The sequence below is a fragment of the Stutzerimonas nitrititolerans genome (assembly GCF_003696285.1).
Classification (GTDB): domain Bacteria; phylum Pseudomonadota; class Gammaproteobacteria; order Pseudomonadales; family Pseudomonadaceae; genus Stutzerimonas; species Stutzerimonas nitrititolerans.
In genome coordinates this window covers 18,093-43,099 of the sequence record NZ_RFFL01000019.1, presented here as the reverse complement: position 1 = coordinate 43,099, position 25,007 = coordinate 18,093, and the positions used below count along the sequence as shown (strand labels likewise).

General features: G+C 63.1%; 24 protein-coding genes. 15 read left to right on the top strand and 9 right to left on the bottom strand.

The window, feature by feature from the left end:
* Positions 1-118: 118 nt before the first annotated feature.
* Complete coding sequence (locus tag EA795_RS19385) at positions 119-547, bottom strand: organic hydroperoxide resistance protein (RefSeq protein ID WP_058077350.1); 429 nt, start codon at positions 545-547, stop codon at positions 119-121.
* Positions 548-665: 118 nt separating this feature from the next.
* On the opposite strand from EA795_RS19385, the gene EA795_RS19380 reads away from it, so the two are divergent.
* Positions 666-1,487 carry an AraC family transcriptional regulator gene (locus tag EA795_RS19380; protein ID WP_122079039.1) on the top strand — a complete coding sequence of 274 codons (822 nt, stop codon included), beginning with the start codon at positions 666-668 and terminating at the stop codon, positions 1,485-1,487.
* 119 nt (positions 1,488-1,606) lie between these two features.
* On the opposite strand, the gene EA795_RS21475 is transcribed toward EA795_RS19380, so the two are convergent.
* Complete coding sequence (locus EA795_RS21475) at positions 1,607-2,365, bottom strand: cupredoxin domain-containing protein (RefSeq protein ID WP_240645051.1); 759 nt, start codon at positions 2,363-2,365, stop codon at positions 1,607-1,609.
* On the opposite strand from EA795_RS21475, the gene EA795_RS19370 reads away from it, so the two are divergent.
* Both EA795_RS19370 and tadA read left to right on the top strand, forming a co-directional pair.
* On the top strand, positions 2,364-3,734 hold the full coding sequence (locus tag EA795_RS19370) for a multicopper oxidase family protein (protein WP_122079037.1): 1,371 nt from the start codon (positions 2,364-2,366) through the stop codon (positions 3,732-3,734). The genes EA795_RS21475 and EA795_RS19370 overlap by 2 nt on opposite strands.
* A 42-nt stretch (positions 3,735-3,776) precedes the next feature.
* A complete protein-coding gene (gene tadA / locus EA795_RS19365; protein ID WP_014853469.1) occupies positions 3,777-4,262 on the top strand; it encodes a tRNA adenosine(34) deaminase TadA in 486 nt (161 codons plus the stop codon).
* A 24-nt stretch (positions 4,263-4,286) separates the two neighbouring features.
* On the opposite strand, the gene EA795_RS19360 is transcribed toward tadA, so the two are convergent.
* The gene (locus EA795_RS19360) at positions 4,287-5,393 is read right to left on the bottom strand and encodes an ABC transporter ATP-binding protein (RefSeq protein ID WP_014853470.1); all 1,107 of its coding nucleotides are present in this window, start codon (positions 5,391-5,393) and stop codon (positions 4,287-4,289) included.
* Positions 5,390-6,310 carry an ornithine carbamoyltransferase gene (gene argF / locus EA795_RS19355; protein WP_014853471.1) on the bottom strand — a complete coding sequence of 307 codons (921 nt, stop codon included), beginning with the start codon at positions 6,308-6,310 and terminating at the stop codon, positions 5,390-5,392. Before argF ends, EA795_RS19360 begins: the two co-directional genes overlap by 4 nt.
* A gap of 253 nt (positions 6,311-6,563) precedes the next feature.
* Between argF and grxD the strand changes: the two genes are divergently transcribed.
* On the top strand, positions 6,564-6,890 hold the full coding sequence (gene grxD, locus EA795_RS19350; protein ID WP_014853472.1) for a Grx4 family monothiol glutaredoxin: 327 nt from the start codon (positions 6,564-6,566) through the stop codon (positions 6,888-6,890).
* Positions 6,891-6,949: 59 nt separating this feature from the next.
* Here the strand turns inward: grxD and bfr are convergent, their stop codons facing one another.
* Together bfr and EA795_RS19340 are read right to left on the bottom strand one after the other, a co-directional pair.
* Positions 6,950-7,420: a bacterioferritin gene (gene bfr, locus EA795_RS19345; RefSeq protein WP_014853473.1), complete on the bottom strand. Its 471-nt coding sequence runs from the start codon at positions 7,418-7,420 to the stop codon at positions 6,950-6,952.
* 194 nt (positions 7,421-7,614) lie between these two features.
* The gene (locus tag EA795_RS19340) at positions 7,615-7,833 is read right to left on the bottom strand and encodes a bacterioferritin-associated ferredoxin (protein ID WP_014853474.1); all 219 of its coding nucleotides are present in this window, start codon (positions 7,831-7,833) and stop codon (positions 7,615-7,617) included.
* 214 nt (positions 7,834-8,047) lie between these two features.
* Between EA795_RS19340 and EA795_RS19335 the strand changes: the two genes are divergently transcribed.
* The 7 genes from EA795_RS19335 to lysS all read left to right on the top strand — a co-directional run bounded on the left by EA795_RS19335 (position 8,048) and on the right by lysS (position 16,478).
* The gene (locus EA795_RS19335) at positions 8,048-9,187 is read left to right on the top strand and encodes a GGDEF domain-containing protein (RefSeq protein WP_115028050.1); all 1,140 of its coding nucleotides are present in this window, start codon (positions 8,048-8,050) and stop codon (positions 9,185-9,187) included.
* Positions 9,188-9,247: 60 nt separating this feature from the next.
* On the top strand, positions 9,248-9,787 hold the full coding sequence (locus EA795_RS19330; RefSeq protein ID WP_014853476.1) for a YaeQ family protein: 540 nt from the start codon (positions 9,248-9,250) through the stop codon (positions 9,785-9,787).
* Between the two features lie 33 nt (positions 9,788-9,820).
* Complete coding sequence (gene recJ, locus EA795_RS19325) at positions 9,821-11,536, top strand: single-stranded-DNA-specific exonuclease RecJ (RefSeq protein ID WP_115028048.1); 1,716 nt, start codon at positions 9,821-9,823, stop codon at positions 11,534-11,536.
* Positions 11,537-11,642: 106 nt separating this feature from the next.
* Positions 11,643-12,752, top strand: a complete 1,110-nt coding sequence (locus tag EA795_RS19320) for an NADH:flavin oxidoreductase/NADH oxidase (protein WP_115028046.1) — start codon at positions 11,643-11,645, stop codon at positions 12,750-12,752.
* 28 nt (positions 12,753-12,780) lie between these two features.
* The gene (locus EA795_RS19315; RefSeq protein ID WP_122079035.1) at positions 12,781-13,509 is read left to right on the top strand and encodes a tellurite resistance TerB family protein; all 729 of its coding nucleotides are present in this window, start codon (positions 12,781-12,783) and stop codon (positions 13,507-13,509) included.
* A 191-nt stretch (positions 13,510-13,700) separates the two neighbouring features.
* Positions 13,701-14,796 (top strand): peptide chain release factor 2 gene (gene prfB / locus EA795_RS19310; protein WP_122079034.1). Its coding sequence is split into 2 segments (ribosomal slippage): positions 13,701-13,772 and positions 13,774-14,796, totalling 1,095 coding nucleotides; the frame shifts between segments, so codons are not numbered across the junction.
* Between the two features lie 179 nt (positions 14,797-14,975).
* On the top strand, positions 14,976-16,478 hold the full coding sequence (lysS, locus tag EA795_RS19305) for a lysine--tRNA ligase (RefSeq protein ID WP_122079032.1): 1,503 nt from the start codon (positions 14,976-14,978) through the stop codon (positions 16,476-16,478).
* 81 nt (positions 16,479-16,559) lie between these two features.
* On the opposite strand, the gene paeA is transcribed toward lysS, so the two are convergent.
* Entirely contained in the window at positions 16,560-17,879 is a 1,320-nt protein-coding gene (paeA, locus tag EA795_RS19300) for a polyamine export protein PaeA (protein WP_122079030.1), read from the bottom strand.
* 159 nt (positions 17,880-18,038) lie between these two features.
* Between paeA and EA795_RS19295 the strand changes: the two genes are divergently transcribed.
* From EA795_RS19295 to EA795_RS19285, 3 genes are all read left to right on the top strand, one after another.
* Positions 18,039-19,334: a flavohemoglobin expression-modulating QEGLA motif protein gene (locus tag EA795_RS19295; protein ID WP_043942636.1), complete on the top strand. Its 1,296-nt coding sequence runs from the start codon at positions 18,039-18,041 to the stop codon at positions 19,332-19,334.
* Positions 19,335-19,369: 35 nt separating this feature from the next.
* Positions 19,370-20,116, top strand: coding sequence for a TIGR00266 family protein (locus EA795_RS19290; protein WP_122079029.1), 747 nt, complete (start codon positions 19,370-19,372; stop codon positions 20,114-20,116).
* 76 nt (positions 20,117-20,192) lie between these two features.
* Entirely contained in the window at positions 20,193-20,519 is a 327-nt protein-coding gene (locus EA795_RS19285; RefSeq protein ID WP_014853485.1) for a PA3694 family proteiin, read from the top strand.
* Between the two features lie 69 nt (positions 20,520-20,588).
* Here the strand turns inward: EA795_RS19285 and lptF are convergent, their stop codons facing one another.
* Positions 20,589-21,371 carry a lipotoxin F family OmpA-related lipoprotein LptF gene (lptF, locus tag EA795_RS19280; RefSeq protein WP_014853486.1) on the bottom strand — a complete coding sequence of 261 codons (783 nt, stop codon included), beginning with the start codon at positions 21,369-21,371 and terminating at the stop codon, positions 20,589-20,591.
* Positions 21,372-21,411: 40 nt separating this feature from the next.
* Complete coding sequence (locus EA795_RS19275; protein WP_181814015.1) at positions 21,412-21,807, bottom strand: DUF4398 domain-containing protein; 396 nt, start codon at positions 21,805-21,807, stop codon at positions 21,412-21,414.
* 312 nt (positions 21,808-22,119) lie between these two features.
* Here EA795_RS19275 and ppc point away from each other — a divergent pair, with 312 nt between their 5' ends.
* The gene (gene ppc, locus EA795_RS19270; protein ID WP_122079027.1) at positions 22,120-24,756 is read left to right on the top strand and encodes a phosphoenolpyruvate carboxylase; all 2,637 of its coding nucleotides are present in this window, start codon (positions 22,120-22,122) and stop codon (positions 24,754-24,756) included.
* The last annotated feature ends 251 nt before the right edge of the window (positions 24,757-25,007 follow it).

Here is a 25,007-nt window from a genome sequence, read left to right as displayed (position 1 = left end):
CATGGGCGGTGACGCCGGCCTGCAGGGTGATGGCGAGCATGCTGGCAGCGAAAGTGCGGGTGATGTTGTTCATGGCGATGTCTCCGTGGTCGATCGAAGAAAGAAAATTCAGGTGCAATCAGTCGGCGATGAGCAGCGTCACGTCGATGTTTCCGCGCGTCGCGTTGGAATAGGGGCAGACGACGTGGGCCTGGTCGACCAGCGTCTGCAGCAGCTCGCGGTCGATGCCGGGCGCGGCGATGGTCAGTTCGGCCTCGATGCCGAAGCCGGTGGGAATCTGGCCGATGCCAACCTTGCCGGTGACCTTGGTGTCTGCAGGCAGCGCGACTTTCTGCTTGCCGGCGACATACTTCAGCGCACCAAGGAAGCAGGCCGAGTAGCCGGCAGCGAACAGCTGCTCGGGGTTGGTGCCGGCGCCGCCTGCGCCGCCCAGTTCGCGCGGGGTGGACAGCTGCACGTCGAGCACGCGGTCGGAAGAGCTGGCGCGGCCTTCGCGACCACCGGTGGCAGTAGCAGTGGCGGTGTAGAGGATTTTCTCGATGGACATGGCGGTAGTTCCTGTTCAGTTGAGTGGCCGGTTGGTGTTGTCCGGTGAGATGTATTCTGCGTGTATTGAAATACTGTTGGTGATGTAAAGTACTTAAAACTTGATCGGGAGTATCAAAATGGCAGACCGGCTTGCGGCGTTGATGGTGCATTTCCCGGTGAGCGCGCAGGTGTTCAATGCAGGTGCGCTGTGTGGCATCAATACGCTGCAGAGCGATGGCGTACATGGCCAGCTGCACCTGGTACGCAGCGGCGCGGTAGAGGTGCGCTACGGCCGGGAGACACTGCAGGTCGAACGGCCGAGCCTGCTGCTGTTCCCGCGACCGCTGACGCACCGCTTCATCACCGACCCCGAGCGCGGTGCGGACATGGTTTGCGCGAACCTGTCCTTCCAGGGCGGGACCGGCAATCCCATCGCATCGGCATTACCGGACCTTGTCTGTCTGCCACTGGCAGCCATTGACGGCGCCGAGCCGGTGCTGGCGTTGCTGTTCGAGGAGGCCTTCGAAGAGCGATGTGGGCGTGTGGCCCTGGTTGAACGCCTGTTCGAGGTGGTGATGATCCAGGTGTTGCGTCAGCTGATGGAAAGCGGCGATGTGCAGGGCGGGCTGCTTTCCGGGTTGTCGCATCCGCGGCTACGCAACGCGCTGGTGGCGATACATGAGGCGCCGGCGCAGGAGTGGACGCTGGATGAGCTGGCCAATGTCGCCGGTATGTCGCGCAGCGTATTCGCCACGACGTTCCGCGAGACGGTCGGCACTACGCCGGGGCAGTATCTGCAAGGTTGGCGCGTGCGGCTGGCACAGAAGGCCTTGCGGCGCGGACGCTCCTTGAAGGTGATCGCGATCGAGGTTGGCTACGGCAGCGAAGCGGCGCTTTCCCGTGCGTTCAAGGCGCAATCGGGGCAGTCACCTCGGCAGTGGAAAGCCAGCCATCCCTAGAACCAGAAAACCGAAGGTGCCAGGACCGCCTTCGCCAGCTATGCCGTTCTGGCGGAATGGAGGCATCCTTCCAGGGCGACCCGCTGATGCAGGCCGCCGGGGCATGTAGTGTGCGGTTTTTAACGGACCTCGATGCTGCCTTTCATCCCCGCTTCGAGGTGGCCGGCGATAAGGCAGGCGAAGTCCAGCGTGGCGGGTTGGCTGAAATGCCAGAGCAGGTCGCCTTGCTGTCCGGCGTCGAGTGCCACGGCATTGGGTTCATCGTGCAGCATACCGGACATGTCACGCATCTGTTCGGCATGCGCCTGCAACTCATCGAGCGTGCCTATGACCATCTCATGGGGCAACTGACCGTCGTTTCGCACCCGAAAACGCACCGTCTCGCCGGCCTTGACCTCGATGTAGGCAGGCTCGAAACGCATGCGATCATCCATGCTCACCTGTATCGTGCGGTCGACGGCGGCGTGCCTGGTCGGTGAGGCATGCTCATGACCATGTGACGTCTGATGGTCGTGGGCATGTCCTGCGTTGGCCAGGGCCAATGCCGGCACGCTGCCGAGCAGGAAGGAAAACAGAAGTCCGTTCAAAGGCTTGCGGTACATGGAAATGCCCTCGGGCTGAATATGTGGCGAAGCATAACGCTGGGCTGAATGACAAAGCGAACCGGTTCCCCCCACGATTCGCTCATGCTTCGTCGCCTGCCGCGCCGCAGAGCTCACCTGGCGGGGCCTCTGCTGGGTGGAACCGCCGCGACAAGACATCCGGCGAGACATTATGTCGCAAGCCAGTTTTCTATCAGGGCGAAAGCCGGCTCGCGGAAGTTGCCCGCAAGTGAGAAAATCTCTCATCTTTTTTGGTTCGGCGAACTGGTAACTCATGACCTTCTCTCGTAGACAAATCCTTGTCGGGCTAGCAGGCCTCGGCGTGGTCGGCCTCGGCGTCGGTGGCGCCCGCTACTGGCTGGGGCGACCACAGGACATGGCCCGCCATGACTACGAGCTGATTGCCGCGCCGCTCGACGTCGAGCTGGTGGCCGGGCACAAGACGCCCGCCTGGGCCTATGGCGGGCAGGCGCCCGGTCTGGAGTTGCGAGCGCGTCAGGGCGAACGCCTGCGGGTGCGTTTCATCAATCATCTGGAGGTGCCGACCACCATCCACTGGCATGGCATCCGCCTGCCGCTGGCGATGGATGGCGTGCCCTATGTGTCGCAGCTGCCGGTCTTGCCTGGCGAGTATTTCGATTACGACTTCATCGTGCACGATGCCGGCAGCTTCTGGTATCACCCGCATACCGCCAGCGCCGAGCAACTCGGGCGCGGGCTGGTGGGGCCGCTGATCGTCGAGGAGCGCGAGCCCAGCGGCTTCCAGCATGAACGCACCCTGAGCCTGAAAAGCTGGCACGTCGACAAGCAGGGCGCCTTCACCGATTTCAGCGTGCCCCGCGAGGCGGCGCGTGGCGGTACGCCGGGCGTGCTGTCGACGGTCAATGGCGAGCATGCGCCGACGCTGGAACTGCCGGCCGGACAGATCGTGCGGCTGCGCATTCTCAATCTGGACAACACCCTGACCTACCGTCTCAACCTGTCAGGGGGGGAGGCGCGCATCTATGCCCTGGACGGTAATCCGGTGGTACCACGGCCATTGGGCAAGGATTACTGGTTGGGGCCGGGCATGCGCATCGATCTGGCGCTGAAGGTGCCGGCTGCCGGCGAGCAGTTGTCTTTGCGCAACGGACCGTTGCGACTGGCGACCCTCGCCTCGGTGGCGAGCGGCGAAACGGCTGGAAGCTGGCCCGCTGCCTTACCGGCCAACCCAATTGCCGAGCCCGATCTGCAGCGCGCCGAGACGCTGCGTTTCAATTTCGAATGGGCCGGCGCGCTGTCGCAAAATATCGAACAGGGTGGCGCCTACAGCTTCTGGCAGGTCAACGGCCAGGCCTGGGATATCAACGACAAGACCTGTGCGGATCGGCCGATCGCCACGCTGAAGAAGAACGGGCACTACATCTTCGAGTTGCGCAACCTCAGCCAATACCAGCATCCGATCCACCTGCACGGCATGACCTTCAAGGTGATCTCGTCCAACCGTCGCCAGATCGAGCCCTGGTACACCGACACCTACCTGCTGGGCAAGAACGAAACCGCCCGCATCGCCCTGGTGGCGGATAATCCCGGTGTGTGGATGTTTCATTGTCATGTGATCGATCACATGGAAACCGGGCTGATGGCGGCGATCGAGGTGGTATAGCTTGAAGCGGTTTCAACCCGCTTCCGGCACCAGGTCTGAATAATGAAGAAACTTCAAATCATCGATCGCTCGCGTGACGAGCATTTCATGCGCGAGGCGCTGGCGCTGGCGGCGCAGGGTGCGGCCTTGGGCGAGGTGCCGGTCGGCGCGGTGCTGGTCAAGGATGGAGAGGTCATCGGGCGTGGATTCAACTGCCCGATCTCGCAGCACGACCCCAGCGCCCACGCCGAGATGGTGGCGATACGTGCCGCGGCATTGGCGGTGGAAAACTACCGGCTGCCCGGCAGTACGCTGTACGTCACGCTGGAGCCTTGCAGCATGTGCGCCGGGCTGATCGTCCATTCGCGCATCGCCCGTGTGGTCTACGGCGCTCGCGAGCCCAAGGCCGGCGTGGTGGTCAGCCGTGGGCAGTTCTTCACGCAGGATTTTCTCAACCATCGCGTACTGGTCGAGGGCGGGGTGCTGATGGAGGAGTGCGGGGCGGTCCTGGTCGATTTCTTCCGTCAGCGGCGGGCGGCGCGAGACTGATCGCCCGCGTTGCGCGCCGGACGTTCAGTTTCCGCTATAGCGCCGCACACCCGACTCGGGCAGCTTCTCGTGTGCGGCAACACTGCCTTGCGCGGGAAACACGACAAGGTGATCCGCGGCGATGGCGATGCCCACTTCCTGTCCCATCGGGTAATCGGCGTGGCTGGCGAAGATGCCTTCGAGCTGGTTGCCGGTAGGCAGCTGCAGGCGATACAGCGTCGAGGCACCAAGGAAGGTCTTGCCGACGATCAGCGCCTTGAGCGGGCTCTGCGGCGCGTAAACGATGTCGTCCGGGCGCAACAGGACATCCACCGAGCTGCCGGCCGGCCAGTTGTAGGCGCGGTTGCCGCGGATGACGCCCAGTTCGGTCTGGACGGTTTCCGGGGCGATCAGTTGGCCGCGAATGAAATAACCCTGGCCGATGAAACTGGCGACGAAGGGCGTCAGCGGCTCGTGGTAGAGGTTGAACGGCGTGTCCCATTGCTCCAGCCGGCCGTCCTTGAACACACCGACCTGATCGCTGACGGCAAAGGCTTCTTCCTGGTCATGGGTGACCAGGATGGCGCTGATGCCACGGGATTTGAGAATGACCCGCACCTCATGGCTGAGGCGCCGGCGCAGGTCGACGTCGAGATTGGAGAAGGGTTCGTCGAGCAGTAACAGCTCCGGCTCAGGCGCCAGCGCGCGCGCCAGGGCGACACGCTGCTGCTGCCCGCCAGACAGCTCATGGGGGTAGCGTTTGCCCAGATGCGACAGGTTCACCAGCGACAGCATCTCGTCAACGATGCGCTGGGCCTGGGGATGCTTGCGAATGCCGAAGGCAACGTTATCTGCCACTGTCAGGTGCGGGAACAGGGCGTAGTCCTGAAACACCATGCCGATGCGCCGTTTCTCGGGCGCCAGGGTGAACCCGGCGCGGGACAGCACGGCATCGCCCAGCTGAATCTCGCCTTCGTGGACTGGCTCGAAGCCGGCTATGGCCCGCAGCGTGGTGGTCTTGCCGCAGCCGGAAGGACCGAGCAGGCAACCGATGTCGCCACGGTTCAGATGCAGGTTCAGGTGTTGCACGACGCTTTGCTCGCCATAGCCGCAGGCGAGGTTGCGTAACTGCAGCAGCGGTTGGTGGCTCATGCGTTGTTAGAGGCCGGTGCGACCAGAAACTCGAGCAGCGCCTTCTGTGCATGCAGGCGATTTTCCGCCTGGTCCCAGGCGACGGAGCGCGGATCGTCGAGCAGGTCTTCACTGATTTCCTCGCCGCGGTGGGCGGGCAGGCAGTGCATGAACAGCACGTCATCTGCCGCGCTGTCGAGCAGCGCGCGGTCGACCTGATAAGCGCGGAAAGTGGCCATTCGGGCGGCGACTTCGTCTTCCTGGCCCATGGAGGCCCAGACGTCTGTGCTGATCAGGTGCGCGCCGGCTGCAGCCTCGCGCGGGTCACGCAGCAGCATGACGCGATCGCCAGCCTGCGCCAGCAGCGCGGCGTTCGGCTCGTAGCCTTCGGGGCAGGCAATCCTCAGCTGGAAATCGAACTGCATGGCCGCTTCCATGTAGGAGTTGCACATGTTGTTGCCGTCGCCGATCCAGGCCACGGTCTTGCCGGCGATGCTGCCGCGATGTTCATGGAAGGTCTGCATGTCGGCCAGCAGCTGGCAAGGGTGCAGGTCATCGGACAGGCCGTTGATCACCGGCACGCTGGAGTGGGCGGCGAAATCGGTCAGCGTCGAATGAGCGAAGGTGCGGATCATCACCGCATCGAGCATGCGCGACATAACGATGGCCGAGTCGCTGATCGGCTCGCCACGGCCGAGCTGGGTGTCGCGTGGCGAGAGGAATATCGCCTGGCCGCCGAGCTGGATCATGCCGGCTTCGAACGACAGCCGAGTGCGGGTCGAGGCTTTCTCGAAAATCATCCCCAGCACGCGACTCTTCAGCGGCTCGAACAGAACGCCGCGCTTGCGCAGATCCTTCAGTTCGCTACCGCGACGAACCAGGCTCTCGAGCTCCTGGGGCGTGCAGTCAAGCAACGAGAGAAAATGCCTTGCGCTCATATCAACTACCTTTATTGCCGCTGGTCGCAGGCCCGAAGGATTTCGACAGAAGAAGGGCTTGCGACAGGGGGTCGCGTGGGAGGCGACGAAACGGGGAAAGGCGCGATCTTATCCAGAAAGTCTCGACGGGCGCAAATCGGCTGGACTGGCCGGGATAAGTGCCTTGCCGGAATCAAAAGCCGAGCTGGCCACTCGGCTTTTGCGCCTTCTTTCCGGTACAATACGCGGCAATCGTGACTAGCCGAGGGGCACCATGGATATCATCGAAACCATCAAAGAGCAGATCGAAAACAACCCGGTGCTGCTGTACATGAAAGGCTCGCCCAACGCGCCGCAGTGCGGCTTTTCCGCCCGCGCCACCCAGGCCGTGATGGGCTGCGGCGAGAAATTCGCCTACGTCGACATCCTGCAGAATCCGGAAATTCGCGCCAACCTGCCGAAATACGCCAACTGGCCGACCTTCCCGCAATTGTGGGTCAACGGCGAGCTGGTCGGGGGCAGCGACATCATTCTCGAGATGTTCGAAAAGGGCGAGCTGCAGACACTGATCAAGTCGGCGGTCGGCAAGACCGACGCCTGAGACTGACCCTGATATGAAAAAGCCCCGCGATTGCGGGGCTTTTTCATGATGCATGCCGATCAGTCATCCATCTGCGACTGCAGGTAATTTTCGATACCTACCTTGTCGATCAGGCTCAGCTGGGTTTCCAGCCAGTCGATGTGTTCTTCCTCGGCCTCGAGGATGTCTTCCAGCAATTCGCGACTACCGTAGTCGCCGACGCTTTCGCAGTAGGCGATGGCAACCTTGAGGTCCTGTACGCCGCTCTGTTCCAGTTTGAGATCGCAATCGAGCATTTCGCGGGTGTTCTCGCCGATCAGCAACTTGCCCAGGTCCTGCAAATTGGGCAGCCCTTCGAGGAAGAGGATGCGCTTGATCAGCTTGTCCGCGTGTTTCATTTCATCGATGGATTCCTCGTACTCGTGCTTGCCGAGCTTGCCCAGGCCCCAGTCCTCGTACATGCGTGCATGCAGGAAGTACTGGTTGATAGCGACCAGCTCGTTACCAAGAATCTTGTTGAGATGCTGAATGACTAACTTGTCGCCTTTCATGTCTGTGTCCTGTCTTCGAACGACTGTGTTGACTGAGAAGTCTGGCCACGAAGAACAGCTCTGTCAAACCTAAGTCATTGAATGCAAAAGGTAAAACTGAATAAGAATGCTTCCGTTCCACGGTTGCGGCCAAGGCCTTGATTTGCAGGCATAAAAAAGCCGGGCTATGCCCGGCTCGTTCGGATTCTTCAGGCCTATGCGATGGCAAAGCTCGCGGGGTAGGCGAGGGTGGCCTGGGCCGACTGGATATCCCCCAGCGTTTCCCTGACGACCTGCTTGGCTACGCACGCGCATTTGCCGCACTGAGTGGCGACACCGGTTGCTTCACGAACTTCCCGATAGCTGCAGCAGCCTTCATAGATGGCTTCGCGAATCTGACCGTCGGTGACACCCTGGCAAAGACAGACGTACATAAGAACTACCCGTTGAGCCTGTTTGATGTCGGCGATGCTAAACATAATGAGAATGATTGTCAAAACTCCTGGCTGAACGGTTTTCCTGAGCGGTCGGCTTTTTGCGTCTCGGAACGCAGGACATTGCGCTGACGAGTCGCTAAAGTTGTGATGCTCTTGGCGCTTTCAGAACCCGAGTCGATCAACCGGGTGGGCGCGCAGGTCGGTACCCCTCATGCAGCTAAGCGTCCCAACCCTCATCGTCGCCGACGTCTATGTGATGTCGCTGGTGGCGCTTCTGATGTTCCTGGCCTGGCGTAGCGGGCGCCGCGAGCCGACGCTCGGCTATCTCTGTCTGTCGCTGGCTCTGGGCGTCGTCGCCACGGTGCTGGGCGCGCTGCGCAACATGGGCATCGACTGGGTGCCCATCGTGCTGGGGAACTCGCTGCTGGTATTGGCGCTGGCCTTCAACTGGACGGCGATGCGCGTGTTCGCCGGTCGCCCGCCGCACTGGCGCGGGATCGTTGTCGCGCCGCTGGTCTGGGCGGGTCTCTGCCTGTTTCCGGCATTCTTCGCTGCGGACGCGCTGTGGCTGCGGATCGCGACGATGTCGGTCTTCACCGTGGCCTACATCGGCCTGGCCATGGTGGAGCTGTGGCGCAGCCGGCAGGTGATCCAGGTCTCCCTGCGTCCGGCCCTGGCGCTGATGGCGGTTCATATTGCGGTCTACACCCTGCGCATTCCACTCGACCACGGCCAACCCTTCGAAGTGTCCGGGGAATTCGACTTCTTCGCCCTGGTGATCTTCGAGACCATGCTCTACGCGGTCGGCATCGCCTTCGTGACCCTGGCGATGGTGCGCGAACGGGCCGAACTGGAGTACCGCCAGGCGTCGCTCAGCGACCCGTTGACCGGTATCGGCAACCGGCGGGCCTTCGTCGAACATGGCGAGCGGTTGCTGCTGCGGTGCCGCAATGCCGGACAGCAGGTCACGCTGTTGCTCTGCGATCTGGATCAGTTCAAGCGCCTCAATGACACCCTTGGCCACAAGGCCGGCGACCATGCGCTGATCAGTTTCGGCCAGGTGATGAAGTCGCGCATGCGCCGGCAGGACGTCTTCGGGCGAATCGGCGGCGAAGAATTCGCCTGCCTGTTGGCGGATGCCGACGCGCGGGTCGCTCAGGATGTGGCCGAGCGTATCCGCAGCGAGTTCGCCAATCTGCCTTTCAGCCCGTCCGGGGTGCTCAGCGTCAGCATTGGCATGAGCGATACGGCGCGGGTCGACTACAACCTCGATCGGCTGATGGGCGAGGCGGATCGGGCTCTATATGAGGCCAAGGCGGCGGGGCGCAATTGTGTCCGGGTGGCGGGATAAGCCAGCAGCCTGCTGTCCCGGTTTGCTAGACTGCGCCCCTTTTTTCCAGGTGACGCTCTCATGGCCCTGCAAGCGACTCCCTATAAGGTCGAACTCAATCTCACCGACCTCGATCGCGGCGTTTATGAAAACCTGCGCTTCACCGTGGCGCGTCATCCGTCCGAAACCGAGGAGCGCCTGGGCATCCGACTGATCGCCTATGCACTGTGGTACAGCGAGCAGCTGGCCTTCGGCCGGGGCCTGTCCGATGTCGACGAGCCGGCGCTGTGGGAAAAGAGCCTGGATGGTCGCGTGCTGCACTGGATCGAGGTGGGCCAGCCGGATGCCGAGCGCCTGACCTGGTGCTCGCGTCGTGCCGAGCGTGTCAGCCTGGTGGCCTACGGCAATCTGCGAGTCTGGCAGGGCAAGGTGGTGGATGCGGTGAAGGGGCTGAAGAACCTGTCCATCGCCGCTATCGAGTCGGATAGCCTCGCCGAACTGGTCAAGGACCTGCCGCGCAGCATCCAGTGGGGTGTGATGATCAGCGACGGCACGCTGTTCATCACCGACGAGCGTGGCCAGTTCGAAGTGTCGTTGCAGTGGCTGCTCGGCGAGCGTTGAGTTTTCCTATCCTTCCGATTTTGTTGACCGACCATGCGTATAGAACCCCGTCCATTGCCCGCGACCCTGCCTGACCTGGGTGATCTGCCGCCGCTGTTGACACGCCTGTATGCGGCGCGTGGCGTGCAGTCGGCAGCGGAACTGGACAAGGGGCTGGCGCGGCTGATTCCTTACGGTCAGCTCAAGGGCATCGAGGCGGCGGTCGAACTCCTGGTCGCGGCTTTGGAGCGGCGTCAGCGCATCCTCTTCGTCGGCGATTTCGATGCCGACGGTGCCACCGCCAGTACGGTGGGCGTGCTGGGTTTGCGTCAGCTCGGCGCTGCGCATGTGGATTATCTGGTACCCAACCGTTTCGAATATGGCTACGGCCTGACACCCGAGATCGTTGCCGTGGCCTTGCAGCGCCAGCCGGATCTGCTGGTGACTGTGGATAACGGCATCTCCAGCGTCGAGGGCGTCGCGGCGGCCAAGGCTGCCGGGGTCCAGGTACTGGTGACCGACCATCACCTGCCGGGTCCGGAGCTGCCGGCAGCCGATGCGATCGTCAATCCGAACCAGCCCGAATGCACCTTTCCCAGCAAGTGCATCGCCGGTGTCGGGGTGATTTTCTATGTGTTGCTGGCCTTGCGCGCGCGGTTGCGCGAGCTGGACTGGTTCGCCCGTAACGGCTGGGCCGAGCCGAACCTGGCCGAACTGCTGGACCTGGTGGCGCTGGGCAGCGTCGCCGATGTGGTGCCGCTGGACGCCAACAACCGGATCCTGGTGCACCAGGGACTGGCGCGGATTCGTGCGGGGCGAGCGCGGCCCGGCTTGCGTGCGATCCTCGAAGTAGCCGGTCGCGACCACAAGCGCATCACCTCCACCGATCTGGGCTTCATACTCGGGCCACGGCTGAACGCGGCGGGGCGCCTGGACGACATGGCGCTGGGCATCGAGTGCCTGCTCTGCGAGGACGAGGCGCTGGCGCGCGACATGGCGGTGCAGCTCGACCAGCTCAACCAGGACCGCAAGGGCATCGAGCAGGGCATGCAGCGCGAAGCCCTGGCGCAGCTCAAGGACCTGTCGCTGGACAACATGCCGTTCGGGCTCTGCCTGTTCGAGCCGGACTGGCATCAGGGTGTCATCGGCATCCTCGCTTCGCGCCTCAAGGAGCGCTATCACCGGCCGACCATCGCTTTTGCCGATGCCGGCGATGGGCTGCTGAAGGGATCGGCGCGCTCGGTGCCGGGCTTTCATATCCGCGATGCGCTGGATGCCGTGGCGGCACGTCATCCGGGGTTGATCAGCAAGTTCGGCGGGCATGCGATGGCGGCGGGCCTGTCGCTGCCGCAGGAGAATTTCGGCGCCTTCGCCGTGGCGTTCGACGCCGAGGTGCGCCGCCAGCTGTGCGAGGACGATCTTACCGGCCGCTTGCTCACCGACGGTCAGCTCGGCGTCGAGGAATTCCATCTCGAGCTGGCCAGGGCGCTGCGCAACGCCGGGCCCTGGGGGCAACACTTTCCTGAGCCGATGTTTCACGGCGTGTTCCAGCTGGTGCAGCAGCGCCTGGTGGGCGAAAAGCATCTGAAAATGGTGCTCAAGAGCGAATGCGGCGCGCTGACGATCGACGGCATCGCTTTCAATATCGACCGTGAAACCTGGCCCAACCCCAATGTGCGCTGGGCCGATCTGGCCTACAAGCTGGACGTCAATGAATTCCGCGGTCGGGAGAGCGTGCAGTTGCTGGTGGCGCATATCGCCGCGCGTTGATGGCAAGCACCGGCAGTCGTGATGGCTGGTCCGTCACGGCTGGCCTGTGAATGGTCTTTACTGCAAGCTGTCCATATCGCATTCGACGCAGTAGAAGAGGCCGACCATGACCCAGCTGTTCTCCCCACTGACCCTTCGCCAGCTCACCTTGCCCAACCGTATCGCCGTTTCGCCCATGTGCCAGTACTCGGCGAAAGAAGGTATGGCCAACGACTGGCACCTGGTGCACCTGGGCAGCCGCGCGGTGGGTGGCGCCGGGCTGGTGATCATCGAGGCCACGGCCGTGTCGGCGAACGGACGCATCTCGCCCGAAGACCTCGGTATCTGGTCCGACGCGCACGTCGAACCGCTACGCCGCATCACCCGTTTCATCGAGGCGCAGGGATCGGTGGCCGGCATCCAGCTGGCGCATGCCGGGCGCAAGGCCAGCACCTGGCGGCCCTGGCTCGGCAAGCATGGCAGTGTGCCGATCGCCGAGGGTGGCTGGACGCCTGTGGGGCCGTCCAGCATCGCCTTCGATCCGCAGCACGCCATTCCCGAGATGCTGGACGAAGCCGGCATCGCCGCTGTGGTGCAGGCCTTCGTGCGCGGCGCCGAGCGTGCGTTGGCGGCAGGTTTCAAAGTCGCCGAAGTGCACGCCGCGCATGGTTATCTGCTGCATCAGTTTCTCTCGCCGCTCTCAAACCAGCGTCAGGATGGCTACGGCGGCTCGTTCGAGAATCGCATCAGACTGCTGCTGGAAGTTGCCCAGGCGGTGCGGGGCGTATGGCCGGAAGAACTGCCGCTGCTCGTGCGGCTGTCGGCGACCGACTGGGTCGAGGATGGCTGGAACAGCGACGAAACCGTCGAACTGGCGCGCCGCCTGAAGGCGCTCGGGGTGGACCTGATCGATGTGTCTTCCGGCGGCACCGCCGCCAACGCCGAGATCCCCGTCGGGCCGGGTTACCAGACGCAGTTCGCCGAGCGCGTACGCCGTGAAGCCGGCATTGCCACCGGCACCGTGGGCATGATCACCGAGGCCGTGCAGGCCGAGCACATCCTGCGCACCGGCCAGGCCGACCTGATCCTGCTGGCGCGCGAGCTGCTGCGCGATCCCTACTGGCCGCTGCATGCGGCGGAAGACTTGCGCGAGAGCGCGGTCGCCTGGCCGCCGCAGTATGTGCGCGCCGCGCATCGGGACACGCCGCTTCGGCCGGTCTCCGGCGTGCCCGATTGATCCTTTCGTTCCTTTTCCGGGAGTCACCATGAAAACCAGCGGTTTGCTCGATCAGCTTCTGAAGTCCGGTCAGGACCTGCTACAAAAGAATCAGGGCTCGAACCCCATGGACGGTGCGGGTGGTGGCCTGGGCGATCTCCTGTCCGGCGGTGGTAAAGGTGGCCTGGGAAATCTGCTGTCCGGTGCAGGCGGTGGTGCGCTGGCCGCAGGGGCCATGGGGCTGCTGCTGGGTAATCGCAAGGCCCGCAAGTTCGGCGGCAAGGTCATCACCTACGGCGGGCTGACGGCGCTCGGCGTGCTGGCCTACAAGGCCTACAGCAACTGGCAGGCGCAGCAGGACGGCGCGTCGCCGCAAGCCACGCGGACGCCCATGACTATCGACCGCCTGCCTCCGGCACAGGCCGAAGAGCACAGCCAGGCCATCCTTCGGGCGCTGATCGCGGCGGCCAAGGCGGACGGTCATGTGGACGATCAGGAACGCCAGATGATCGATGCGGAGTTGGCCAAGCTGACCACCGATGTGGACCTGCATCGTTGGTTCGACGCGGAGCTGAACAAGCCGCTGGATCCGGTGGAAGTGGCCGCTGCCGCCACCTCGCCAGAAATGGCTTCGGAGATGTACCTGGCCAGCGTACTGATGGTGGACGAGGAGCACTTCATGGAGCGCGCCTACCTGGACGAGCTGGCTCGCCAGCTGAAGCTCGACGAGGCGCTCAAGGCGGAGCTGGAAAGCCAGGTTCGTGGTATTTCGGCCTGACAACCGGGCGTGCCCGCGCAGGAGCGTGGGCACGATCATTTAAAGTTGATGGTTCCCATGCTGCCGCGTGGAAACTCAGCGCGCCGGCCCCTAGCAGACTGCACCCTCGATCCGAACCGGGCTGTCAGTGATGGCCTGCTGGGTTTATAATCCCCGGCTTTTCGAAACGTCCGCTTGAGAGCTGCCTACCTATGGAAATCAACCCGATCCTCAACAGCATCAAGGACCTGTCCGAGCGCACCCTGTCGATTCGGGGGTATCTTTGACTACGATCAGAAGCATGATCGTCTCGTCGAAGTAAATCGCGAACTCGAAGACCCGAACGTCTGGAACAAACCCGAATACGCCCAGAATCTGGGGCGTGAGCGCGCCATGCTGGCGCAGGTGGTCGAGACCCTCGACGAGCTCGAAGGCGGTCTGGCCGATTCGCGCGACCTGCTCGACATGGCCGTCGAAGAAAACGACCAGGGCGCCGTCGACGATGTCGTCGTCGAACTGAACCGCCTGCGCGAGATTCTCGAAGGGCTGGAGTTCCGCCGCATGTTCAGCGGCGAGATGGACCCCAACAATTGCTACCTCGACATCCAGGCCGGTTCTGGCGGCACCGAAGCCCAGGACTGGGCCAACATGTTGCTGCGCATGTACCTGCGCTGGTCCGACAAGCACGGCTTCGACGCCACCATCATCGAACTGTCCGAAGGCGAAGTGGCCGGCATCAAGGGCGCGACGCTGCATATCAAGGGCGAGTACGCCTTTGGCTGGCTGCGTACCGAGATCGGCGTGCACCGCCTGGTGCGCAAGAGCCCGTTCGACTCCGGCAACCGTCGTCACACCTCGTTCACAGCGGTGTTCGTCTCGCCGGAAATTGACGACAACATCGAGATCGAGATCAACCCGTCCGACCTGCGCATCGATACCTACCGTTCATCCGGCGCGGGCGGCCAGCACGTCAACACCACCGACTCGGCGGTACGGATCACCCACGTGCCGACCAATACCGTGGTGGCGTGCCAGAACGAACGCTCCCAGCACGCCAACAAGGACACCGCCATGAAGATGCTGCGGGCCAAGTTGTACGAGCTGGAGATGCAGAAGCGAAATGCCGCGTCCCAGGCTCTGGAAGACACCAAGTCGGATATCGGCTGGGGCCACCAGATCCGCTCCTACGTGCTCGACGCCTCGCGCATCAAGGACCTGCGTACCGGGATCGAACGCAGCGACTGCGACAAGGTGTTGGATGGGGATATAGACGAGTATCTCGAAGCCAGCCTCAAGCAGGGGCTGTAAAGCTACTGCGCTTGGCCATGCTGCGTTGGAAAATGGCTTGGACGGCTCATTTACACTCGTAAACTCCGCGTCCTCGCCATTTCCGCCTTGCTTGGCCTGCGCTCGCTACGCTTTACAACCCTGTTGCACCGCCCGTTTCCATACAGGCAAGAAAAGCCTAATCAGGATTCATCAAGACCATGAGCGAACAACCGCTGAACCAGCACGCCATCCAAGAGGAAGAAAACAGCCTGATCCTTCAGCGCAAGGAAAAACTGGCCGCCGAGCGCGCCAGGGGCAACGTTTTCCCCAACGACTTCCGTCGCGACAGCTACTGCAACGACCTGCAGTTGAAATACGCCGACAAGAGCAAGGAAGAGCTGGAGGCAGCGGCCATTCCGGTGAAGATCGCCGGGCGCATCATGCTCAACCGCGGGGCCTTCATGGTGCTGCAGGACATGACCGGGCGCCTGCAAGTCTACGTCGACCGCAAGGGCCTGCCGGCCGAGACGCTCGAAGCGATCAAAACCTGGGACCTGGGCGATATCATCGCTGCCGAAGGCACCCTGGCGCGCTCGGGCAAGGGCGATCTGTACGTCAACATGAGCGCCGTGCGGCTGCTGACCAAATCCCTGCGTCCGCTGCCGGACAAGCACCACGGTCTGACCGACACCGAGCAGCGCTACCGCCAGCGCTACGTCGACCTGATCGTCAACGAGGAAACCCGCCACACCTTCCGCGTGCGTTCCAAGGTCATCGCGCATATCCGCAAGTTCCTCGCCGAGCGCGACTTCCTCGAAGTCGAAACGCCGATGCTGCAGACCATTCCCGGCGGTGCTGCGGCCAAGCCGTTCGAGACGCATCACAACGCCCTCGACCTGCCGATGTTCCTGCGTATCGCGCCCGAGCTGTATCTCAAGCGCCTGGTGGTCGGCGGCTTTGAGCGGGTGTTCGAGATCAACCGCAACTTCCGCAACGAAGGCGTCTCGACACGGCACAACCCCGAGTTCACCATGCTCGAGTTCTACCAGGCCTACGCCGACTACGAAGACAACATGGACCTCACCGAGGAGCTGTTCCGCGAGTTGGCCCAGGCCGTGCTCGGCAGCACCGACGTGCCCTACGGAGACAAGGTGTTCCACTTCGGCGAGCCCTTCGCGCGACTGTCGGTGTTCGACTCGATCCTGCAGTACAACCCCGATATCTCGGCCGCCGACCTCAACGACCTGGAAAAAGCCCGTGAGATCGCCAAGCGCGCCGGCGCCAAGCTGCTCGGCCATGAAGGCCTGGGCAAGCTGCAGGTTATGATCTTCGAAGAACTGGTCGAGCACCGCCTGGAGCAGCCGACCTTCATCACCGAATACCCCTTCGAGGTGTCGCCGCTGGCCCGCCGCAACGACAAGAACCCGAACGTCACCGACCGCTTCGAGCTGTTCATCGGTGGCCGCGAGATCGCCAACGCCTATTCCGAGCTCAACGATGCCGAGGACCAGGCCGAGCGCTTCCACGCCCAGGTGGCGGAGAAGGATGCGGGCGACGACGAGGCCATGCACTTCGATGCTGACTTCGTCCGCGCCCTGGAATACGGCATGCCGCCCACCGCTGGCGAGGGCATTGGTATCGACCGTCTGGTGATGCTGCTGACCAACTCGCCGTCGATTCGCGACGTGATCCTCTTCCCGCACATGCGTCCGGAAGTCTGAGTTCGACGAAGCTGACGAACTGAACGAAAAGGCCCGCACCAGGTGCGGGCTTTTCTTTTGTGCCGCCTCGTGCGCAATGGCTCAAGTCGCGAGTTTGGCATCCTCGGCACCTGGCCGTTGGTTGCGGGTCGCCATGACCTGATCGATCCGGTAGTTGTCGACGTCCATCACCTCAAAGGTGTAATCGCCCCAGACCACTCGGTCGGTGCGCTTGGGTACGCGTCTGAGCATGGTCATCAGGAAGCCGGCAAGCGTCTCGTATTCGTCATCGTGGGGGATGCTGTCGATCTCCAGCGCCCTGCGGACGTCCTGAATCGGCGTGATGCCATCGATCAGCCAGGAATGTTCGTCGCGGCGGACAATCTGCTCCTCGTACCAGGGTGATACGAGATCACCCATGACGATACTCATCACGTCGTTGAGAGTGATCAGGCCCACCAGCATGCTGTATTCGTTAAGGATCAGCGCAAAGGTCTCGCCGGCCTGACGGTACTGCTTCAGCACTTCGGCAAGGGTCAAGCGATCCGGTACTACCAGCGGTTTATGGATCAGCGTCGGGTCAGTAAGGGAGATGGGCTTGTCGCTCAGCACACGCTGGAACAGATCCTTGATGGTGACGTAGCCGATGATGTGATCGATGTCGCCATCGCAGACCGGATACGCCGAATGCGGCTCACTGGCAATGCGCGAGCGGACCACTTCGTCAGGGTCGTCGTGCAGAAAGAACACCACGCTGTCGCGGTGGGTCATGGCGCTGGGCAGGGTGCGGGTTTCCAGCTCGAAGATATTCTCGATGACCTGCTGCTCACTGGCGGCCAGGGTGCCGGCCTGAGCACCGGCCTCGGTCATGGCCAGAATATCTCCCGGGGTGATCAGCTCTTCGCGCCTGTTGGGTAGGTTGAACAATCTGATCAGGCTGTTGGCTAGCCAGACGTAAAGCATCACCAGCGGCTTGAGCAGCGTGTTGAGCAGCCGCATCGGGCCGATCACCCGCAGGGCCAGATGTTCAGGTATCGCCATCGCCACCTGCTTGGGAATCAGGTCGGTAATGACGATGAACAGCGAGGTGGTGACGACGAACGAGATGACGAAGCCCAGCGTGGCAGCATGGGCGGTGGGTAGATAGTTGGCCAGTAGCTCGGTCAGCGGCGGGCTGAGTACCCCTTCGCCGACGATGCCGCCGAGAATCGCCAGGGCATTCATGCCGATCTGCACCACCGTCAGGTAGTTGCCGGGATTCTTCTGCACCTCGATCACGCGTTGCGCCTTGTCGCTGCCTTCGTCGGACATCTGTCGCAGCTTCAGCGGACGCGAGGCGGCGAGGGCGATTTCAGCCAAGGCGAAGAACGAGCTGAAAAGAATCAGCAGTGACAACAGAAGCAGGCTTTGGGTGACACTCATGGCGGGTATATCGAAATGGGCGAGGCGGGAGATTAACACGGCGGGTCAGCCGGGCAGGGTGAAACCCGCCCTGTTGGTGGACAGGCTGTTCCGCTGGACAAGGCGGGCGAACATCCGCAGGATTCCGACGAGGCCGATATCAGCGCCAGCGGGAAATCGATGAACACAAGCATGCAACTGGACGAATATCAGCAGACCATCCGTGCGTTGTCCGATCGCATCGTCACGGCGCAGACACCGGTAAGGGTGCTCGATGCGGTGAAGTGGGACGACAATGTCCGTCAGGGCTTTTTCGCTGCCGGAGGGCGCGAGCTGCCGAAGGTGGATCGCGCTTATTACGAAGGCCGGCCACTGGCCTTCGACTCCAGCGCCAAGAAGGAAGAATTCCAGAACATCGAGCGTGACATCACCCGTCAGCTGGGCCAGTTCAACCCGGTCGGGCAGATCATGCGGCGCATGTGCAAGGAATACCGGATGGTGATCCGCATGCTCGAAGCGCGTGGTACCGCCGATTTCGGGCTGATCTCCCAGGAGCTCTACGGCGCCGCTTCGGATGCCTTCCATGCCGGCGATCCGACGCTGTCCGACCTGGGGCTGATGCTCTCCGACTACCTGAACAACATCGCCGACCGCGGCGACCTCAAGGACGAAGCCAAGACGCTGAATGCCCCGCAGGCGGTAGAAATGCTGCAGCGGCGGCTGGATCAGGTTTTCGGCGAAGGCGAGGGCGTGATCCGCGTCTTCGAGTCCGACGGCATCCTGGCGGATGCGGCGGCGGGCGCCGACTACATCAAGATCCGCAGCGACGCGATGTTCAACGAGCGCGACGTGCGCGCGCTGGAGGTACACGAGGGCCTGGTGCATGTCGGCACCACGCTCAATGGCCAGAACCAGCCGATCTGCACCTTCCTGGCCAAGGGGCCGCCGTCGTCCACCGTGACCCAGGAAGGCCTTGCAATACTCATGGAAGTGATCGCCTTCGCCTCCTACCCGACGCGCCTGCGCAAGCTCACCAACCGCACCCGGGCCATCCACATGGCCGAGGAGGGTGCGGATTTCCTCGACGTGTTCGCCTTCTTCCGCGAACAGGGCTACACCGAGGACGAGTGCTACAGCAACGCCAACCGCGTGTTCCGTGGCTCGCTCCCGAACGGATTGCCCTTCACCAAGGACCTGTCCTACCTGAAGGGTTTCATCATGATCTACAACTACATCCAGCTCGCGGTGCGCAAGGGCAAGCTGGAGCAGATCCCGCTGCTGTTCTGCGGCAAGACCACCCTGGAGGACATGCGCACCCTGCGCCAGCTGGTGGACGAGGGCATGGTGGTGCCACCCCGATACCTGCCGCAGCAGTTCCAGGACCTCAACGCGCTGTCGGCGTGGATGTGCTTCTCCAACTTCCTCAATCATCTGAGCCTGGACCGGATCGAAGCGGATTACGCCAATATTCTTTGACGCCTGCGATCGGGCACAACGTGAAGAGGTTCTGCATGGCGAGTCATGAGCTGGAATACGAAATCCTCGGCGGTTCCGCACAGAGCGTCGAGATCATTCTCGATCCGGGCGAGACGGTGATCGCCGAGGCCGGCGCGATGAACTACATGACCGAAGGCGTGCGTTTCGAGGCGCGCATGGGGGATGGTTCCAGCAACGGCATGCTGAGCAAGCTCTGGGGCATGGGTAAGCGCATGCTCACCGGCGAATCGCTGTTCCTGACGCATTTCTCCAATCAGGGCAAGGGCAAGGCCCGCGTGGCCTTCGCCGCGCCTTACCCCGGTACCGTGGTTCCGGTCGACCTGGCAGCGGTCGGTGGCCGGCTGATCTGCCAGAAGGACAGCTTTCTCTGCGCCGCATATGGCACCCGGGTCGGCATCAGTTTCAGCAAGCGCCTGGGCGCCGGCTTCTTCGGTGGCGAAGGTTTCATCCTGCAGCGCCTGGAAGGTGACGGGTTGGCCTTCGTGCATGCCGGCGGCACGGTCATCCGCAAGGAACTGAACGAGGAAACCTTGCGCCTGGATACCGGCTGCCTGGTGGCCTTCACCTCGGGCATCGATTACGACATCCAACTGGCCGGCAGCCTGAAGAGCATGCTTTTCGGTGGCGAAGGCATTCTGCTTACCACTCTCAAAGGCACCGGCAGCGTATGGATTCAAAGCCTGCCGTTCTCCCGACTGGCCGAGCGGGTTTACGAGGCCACCTATCAGGCGCGCGGCGAAACGCGAGCGGGTGGCCGGTGAGCTGGCGCTACGTCGCTGGCATCAGATTGCCGATAATTTGCGACAATGCCTTTCTTTCACTTCGACGAGACCTTTCATGTCCGAACGTAACGCCATTCCCCTGATTCTCACGGCCATCGGCAGCGTGATGGGCACGGTTGCGGTACTGGGCTACTACGGCTATCTGCACATCGCCAAACCCGAGGATGCGCTGTTGCTGGCCGATTACACCATGCTCAAGACCGTTCCCGGCGAGGATTACCGGGTATCGCTGAAACCTGCGACGCAGGTGGCGCAGTGTATCGATGGCGTGCTGGTGCTGTTCGACACCGAACAGAAAGGACTGACGGGCGTGCTGGTGGACGACCGCAAACGAGCGGTGCGCTGCGTGGAGCAGGGTGTTCCTTCCGCGCCCGCACAGTAAGCGTCTGGATGCACCTGCACCGGAAACTCCATTGCTGTGTTCCGGTGCAGGTGTTTGCGGTTGATGCCTTTATTGCATCGATGAGCGTGGCGCCACCTGCTGATCGTCGTGGGAGATGGTCACTTCCACACGGCGGTTCATCGCCCGGCTCGATGCCGAGTCATTGCTGGCCACCGGATAGGCCTCGCCATAGCCGACGGTCTGGATCCGCTGCGGATCGACTCCAGCGCGGGTGAGCGCGCGGCGTACGGCTTCCGCCCGGCGCTCGGACAGCCCCTGGTTGTACGTATCAGAGCCGGTGCTGTCGGTATAGCCTTCTACGATCAGCTTGCGATCAGGATTCTCGTTGAGGAAGTCGGCCAGTTTCTGCACGTCACGCATGCCGCCAGGCTTGAGATCCGCACGGTCGTGGTCGAACAGCACATCGCCGAAGGTGACCAGGGTGCCGCGCTTGGTCTGCTTGGCCTGCAGGTCTTCCTGCAGCTTGCGGATCTGCGCTTCACGGGACTCCAGGCGCGCCTCGGCACGCTGGGCGGAGGCCTTCTCGATATCCTGCTCGGCGGTACGCAACGCGATGGTCTGCTGGGCGAGCTCGATGCGGCGCTGGGCGAGATACGCCAGCTGGTCGACCTTCTCCTTGTCGGCGTCATCGGTGTAGGCGCGCGTGGCCTTCTCCACCATCTTGCCGGCATCCTCGGTTTCCAGCGCGGCCAGCTTCGCCGAGCGCGCATCGCTTTGCAGTTGCGCGTAATCGCCGCGAGCCTTCTCGAGCTGCATGTTGGGTTGGGACGAGCAGGCGGCAAGTCCGATGCTCAATGCCATCACCGTGGGTAGGATCACTAGCTTATGCATGTCGATTCATCCTGTTCTGGAAGCGTTTCGGAAATAACGGTTACTGAATTCCGCGCATGCTTTCTTCGCGCAGTTCCTGGATGCCTCGCTGGGCGTCCTCCACCGCTTTCTGCGCCTTGGCCGCCTGTGCCTTGCGTTCCGCAACCCGGGCGTCCCACTCGGCCTGTTCGGCCAGCTTGCGGGCTTCGTCGTAGTCTTCCTTCTGCATGGCCAGCTCGGCCTGCTTCCATTTCTCCTGGGCGGCGCGCATTTCCACTGCCGCGTATTCGGTGCCACCGGCACTGACTGCGCTGCGTACCGCCGATTCGGTCACCGCGAACTGCTCGTTTGGCGGATTGCCTGCGCAACCGACCAGCAGCACGCCGCCCAGTGCGATGGCTGCGAGCTTGGGTAGCTGAAAGCGCGATAGGGGCTTTTCTAGGGTGTTCATTTTCATCGTCAGTTCTCCAAAAGGGCATTGCCTGAAGAGCCAGGACACCTGTCTGCGCCGACCCGGATACACCGCATGAGAGTAAGGATCGGTGCGAGCGGCCTATTTTTTGTGAGGCTTTTTGGCGCCAATCGTTCCGACGATGCCGCCTCGGGATGGTGCTAAGGTGCCTTCGTAGGGCCGTCCGCCGCTTCCAGGAGTGCCTTCTCGGCTTGCCATGACCGGGCGTGCTGGGCACCCTGCCTGCAAGAGGATCATCGTCGTTCGGTTCCGCCGAATAGGGATCGAACGCTTCGTTTCGCTGTTGAGGAGGGCCGCATGGCCAAGATCGATGCGCGTCTGCGCGAGAACGTCCACCTGCTTGGCGAATTGCTCGGCAGGACCATTCGTGAGCAGCATGGCGACGTCTTCTTCGAGAAGATCGAGCGAATCCGCAAGGGCGCCAAGGCCGCCCGGCGCGGTTCGAGCGATGGCGCACAGTTGCTGGGCGATACCCTGGACGGGTTGACCGACGACGAGCTGCTGCCGATGACGCGCGCCTTCAGCCAGTTCCTCAACCTCGCCAATATCGCCGAGCAGTACCATCGGGTGCGGCGTCGGCATGCCGGCGATGCGCCGCCGTTCGAGGACGGTGTCTTCTCCGAGCTGCTCGAGCGCCTGAAAAGCGAAGGGCGTGACCCCGAGTTCATCGCCCGTCAGGTCGGTCGGCTGGATATCGAACTGGTGCTTACCGCGCATCCCACCGAAGTGTCGCGGCGGACGCTGATCCAGAAATATGACGCCATTGCCGGGCAACTGGCGGCGCGCGATCACCTCGACCTCTCGGCGGCCGAGTTGGCGCAGATCGAGCAGCGCCTGCAGCGTCTGATCGCCGAAGCCTGGCATACCGAGGAAATCCGCCGCAGCCGGCCGACGCCGCTGGAGGAGGCGAAGTGGGGCTTCGCAGTGATCGAGAACTCCCTCTGGCAGGCGCTGCCGCGCGTGCTGCGCAAGGCCGATCAGGCCTTGCAGCGCAGTACCGGTCTACACCTTCCACTGGATGTCGCCCCGATCCGTTTCGCCTCCTGGATGGGCGGCGACCGCGATGGCAATCCCAACGTGACGGCCAGTGTGACCCACGAAGTGCTGCGGCTGGCGCGCTGGGTGGCGGCCGACCTGTTCCTGCATGACGTCGAGGGATTGATCACCACGCTCTCGATGCAGGCCGCCAGCCCCGAACTGCTGCGCCAGACGGGCGATACCGCAGAGCCCTATCGCGCTTTGCTGCGGACGTTGCGCGAACGCCTGCAGATCACCCGGGAATGGGCCGGCGGTGCGCCTGGGGCACAGCAGGCGACGCCGGCGAAGGTACTGCACGACAACCGGGAGCTGTGGCAGCCGCTGGAACTCTGCTATCGGTCCCTGCACGCCTGCGGCATGGGTGTGATCGCCGACGGTGCGCTGCTTGATACCTTGCGCCGCGCCGCCGCCTTCGGCCTGTTCCTGGTGCGCCTGGATATTCGCCAGGATGCGGCCAGGCATGCCGCGGCGCTTGGCGAGATCACCGATTACCTCGGCCTGGGCGACTACCATACATGGGACGAACAGCAGCGCCTGGATTTCCTCCAGGCTGAATTGAACAACCGCCGTCCGCTCCTGCCGCCCCATTACCAGGCGTCCGAAGACACGGCCGAGGTGCTGGCCACGTGCCGGGTGGTTGCGGCCGCGCCCGCCGCGTCCCTGGGGTCCTACGTCATCTCCATGGCCCGCAGCGCGTCCGATGTGCTGGCGGTCCAGCTGCTGTTGAAAGAGTCCGGTCTGCAACGCCCGATGCGCGTGGTGCCGTTGTTCGAAACCCTCGCCGACCTGAACGATGCCGGGCCGACCATGGGCCGGCTGCTGGCCCTGCCGGGTTATCGGCAACGCCTGCACGGGCCGCAGGAAGTGATGATCGGCTATTCCGATTCGGCCAAGGACGCCGGCACCACGGCGGCGGCCTGGGCGCAGTACCGCGCCCAGGAAAATCTGGTGGACGTCTGTCGCGAGCACGGTGTCGAACTGCTGCTGTTCCATGGGCGCGGTGGCACCGTCGGCCGTGGCGGCGGACCGGCTCATGCGGCCATCCTGTCGCAGCCGCCAGGTTCGGTCGCGGGGCGCTTCCGCACCACCGAACAGGGTGAAATGATTCGCTTCAAGTTCGGCCTGCCGGACATCGCCGAGCAGAACCTCAACCTCTACCTGGCCGCCGTCCTGGAAGCCACGCTGCTGCCGCCGCCGATGCCCGAGCCGGGCTGGCGTGACCTGATGGAGCATCTGGCCGAGGAGGGCGTCGCGGCGTATCGCGGGGTGGTGCGCGACCATCCGCAGTTCGTCGAGTACTTCCGCCAGGCGACGCCGGAGCAGGAACTGGGGCGACTGCCGCTCGGCAGCCGCCCGGCCAAGCGCCGCGAGGGTGGCGTGGAAAGCCTGCGGGCGATCCCCTGGATATTCGCCTGGACGCAGACGCGCCTCATGCTGCCCGCCTGGCTGGGGTGGGAGCAGGCCTTGCAGAAGGCGCTCGATCGTGGCGAAGGCGAGCAACTGGCGGCGATGCGCGCCGGCTGGCCTTTCTTCACCACGCGAATCGACATGCTCGAGATGGTGCTGGCCAAGACGGATGACGAGATCGCCCGGCGTTACGACGAGCGCCTGGTGTCTGCGCCGCTGCAGCGGCTGGGCGCCGATTTGCGTGACAGATTGTCGCATGCGATCCGGACGGTACAGGCGCTGACAGGGCAGAGCGAGCTGCTGATGCACAGCCCCGAAACCCTCGAAGCGTTCAGCTTGCGCAATACCTATCTCGATCCGCTGCATCTGATGCAGATCGAATTGCTGGCCCGCTCCCGGCATCAGCCAAATCCGGCGCAGAGTCCGCTGGAACAAGCCTTGCTGGTCAGTGTGGCCGGTATCGCTGCGGGCCTGCGCAACACCGGCTGAATCCTGCATCGGATAGGGGTGGGGCGTCAGATCCACCTCTGTCCGAGGCGACGACCGGCTGGCTCGTTCGCCATTTCTCGCCGCTTTTTTCGAGCATCGTTTCCGCCCTGCGCGCCGCTTGTGTGACTTCTGCTCGCTGTGTATCGTGTTCCACCTTTTGTCGCATGGCGGCAAAGCAAAAATTTTGATTCGTCAGAATTCGGCCCGCTCGATCGGCCCTGACGAGGCCACCTTGCAAAAAACTTTGAGGA

Excerpts from the sequence above, each read along its gene's own strand:
- EA795_RS19385 (WP_058077350.1), bottom strand. The coding sequence starts at position 547 with ATGTCCATCGAGAAAATCCTCTACACCGCCACTGCTACTGCCACCGGT.
- EA795_RS19380 (WP_122079039.1), top strand. The coding sequence starts at position 666 with ATGGCAGACCGGCTTGCGGCGTTGATGGTGCATTTCCCGGTGAGCGCG.
- EA795_RS19370 (WP_122079037.1), top strand. The coding sequence starts at position 2,364 with ATGACCTTCTCTCGTAGACAAATCCTTGTCGGGCTAGCAGGCCTCGGC.
- EA795_RS21475 (WP_240645051.1), bottom strand. The coding sequence starts at position 2,365 with ATGAGTTACCAGTTCGCCGAACCAAAAAAGATGAGAGATTTTCTCACT.
- tadA (WP_014853469.1), top strand. The coding sequence starts at position 3,777 with ATGAAGAAACTTCAAATCATCGATCGCTCGCGTGACGAGCATTTCATG.
- EA795_RS19360 (WP_014853470.1), bottom strand. The coding sequence starts at position 5,393 with ATGAGCCACCAACCGCTGCTGCAGTTACGCAACCTCGCCTGCGGCTAT.
- argF (WP_014853471.1), bottom strand. The coding sequence starts at position 6,310 with ATGAGCGCAAGGCATTTTCTCTCGTTGCTTGACTGCACGCCCCAGGAG.
- grxD (WP_014853472.1), top strand. The coding sequence starts at position 6,564 with ATGGATATCATCGAAACCATCAAAGAGCAGATCGAAAACAACCCGGTG.
- bfr (WP_014853473.1), bottom strand. The coding sequence starts at position 7,420 with ATGAAAGGCGACAAGTTAGTCATTCAGCATCTCAACAAGATTCTTGGT.
- EA795_RS19340 (WP_014853474.1), bottom strand. The coding sequence starts at position 7,833 with ATGTACGTCTGTCTTTGCCAGGGTGTCACCGACGGTCAGATTCGCGAA.
- EA795_RS19335 (WP_115028050.1), top strand. The coding sequence starts at position 8,048 with ATGCAGCTAAGCGTCCCAACCCTCATCGTCGCCGACGTCTATGTGATG.
- EA795_RS19330 (WP_014853476.1), top strand. The coding sequence starts at position 9,248 with ATGGCCCTGCAAGCGACTCCCTATAAGGTCGAACTCAATCTCACCGAC.
- recJ (WP_115028048.1), top strand. The coding sequence starts at position 9,821 with ATGCGTATAGAACCCCGTCCATTGCCCGCGACCCTGCCTGACCTGGGT.
- EA795_RS19320 (WP_115028046.1), top strand. The coding sequence starts at position 11,643 with ATGACCCAGCTGTTCTCCCCACTGACCCTTCGCCAGCTCACCTTGCCC.
- EA795_RS19315 (WP_122079035.1), top strand. The coding sequence starts at position 12,781 with ATGAAAACCAGCGGTTTGCTCGATCAGCTTCTGAAGTCCGGTCAGGAC.
- lysS (WP_122079032.1), top strand. The coding sequence starts at position 14,976 with ATGAGCGAACAACCGCTGAACCAGCACGCCATCCAAGAGGAAGAAAAC.
- paeA (WP_122079030.1), bottom strand. The coding sequence starts at position 17,879 with ATGAGTGTCACCCAAAGCCTGCTTCTGTTGTCACTGCTGATTCTTTTC.
- EA795_RS19295 (WP_043942636.1), top strand. The coding sequence starts at position 18,039 with ATGAACACAAGCATGCAACTGGACGAATATCAGCAGACCATCCGTGCG.
- EA795_RS19290 (WP_122079029.1), top strand. The coding sequence starts at position 19,370 with ATGGCGAGTCATGAGCTGGAATACGAAATCCTCGGCGGTTCCGCACAG.
- EA795_RS19285 (WP_014853485.1), top strand. The coding sequence starts at position 20,193 with ATGTCCGAACGTAACGCCATTCCCCTGATTCTCACGGCCATCGGCAGC.
- lptF (WP_014853486.1), bottom strand. The coding sequence starts at position 21,371 with ATGCATAAGCTAGTGATCCTACCCACGGTGATGGCATTGAGCATCGGA.
- EA795_RS19275 (WP_181814015.1), bottom strand. The coding sequence starts at position 21,807 with ATGAAAATGAACACCCTAGAAAAGCCCCTATCGCGCTTTCAGCTACCC.
- ppc (WP_122079027.1), top strand. The coding sequence starts at position 22,120 with ATGGCCAAGATCGATGCGCGTCTGCGCGAGAACGTCCACCTGCTTGGC.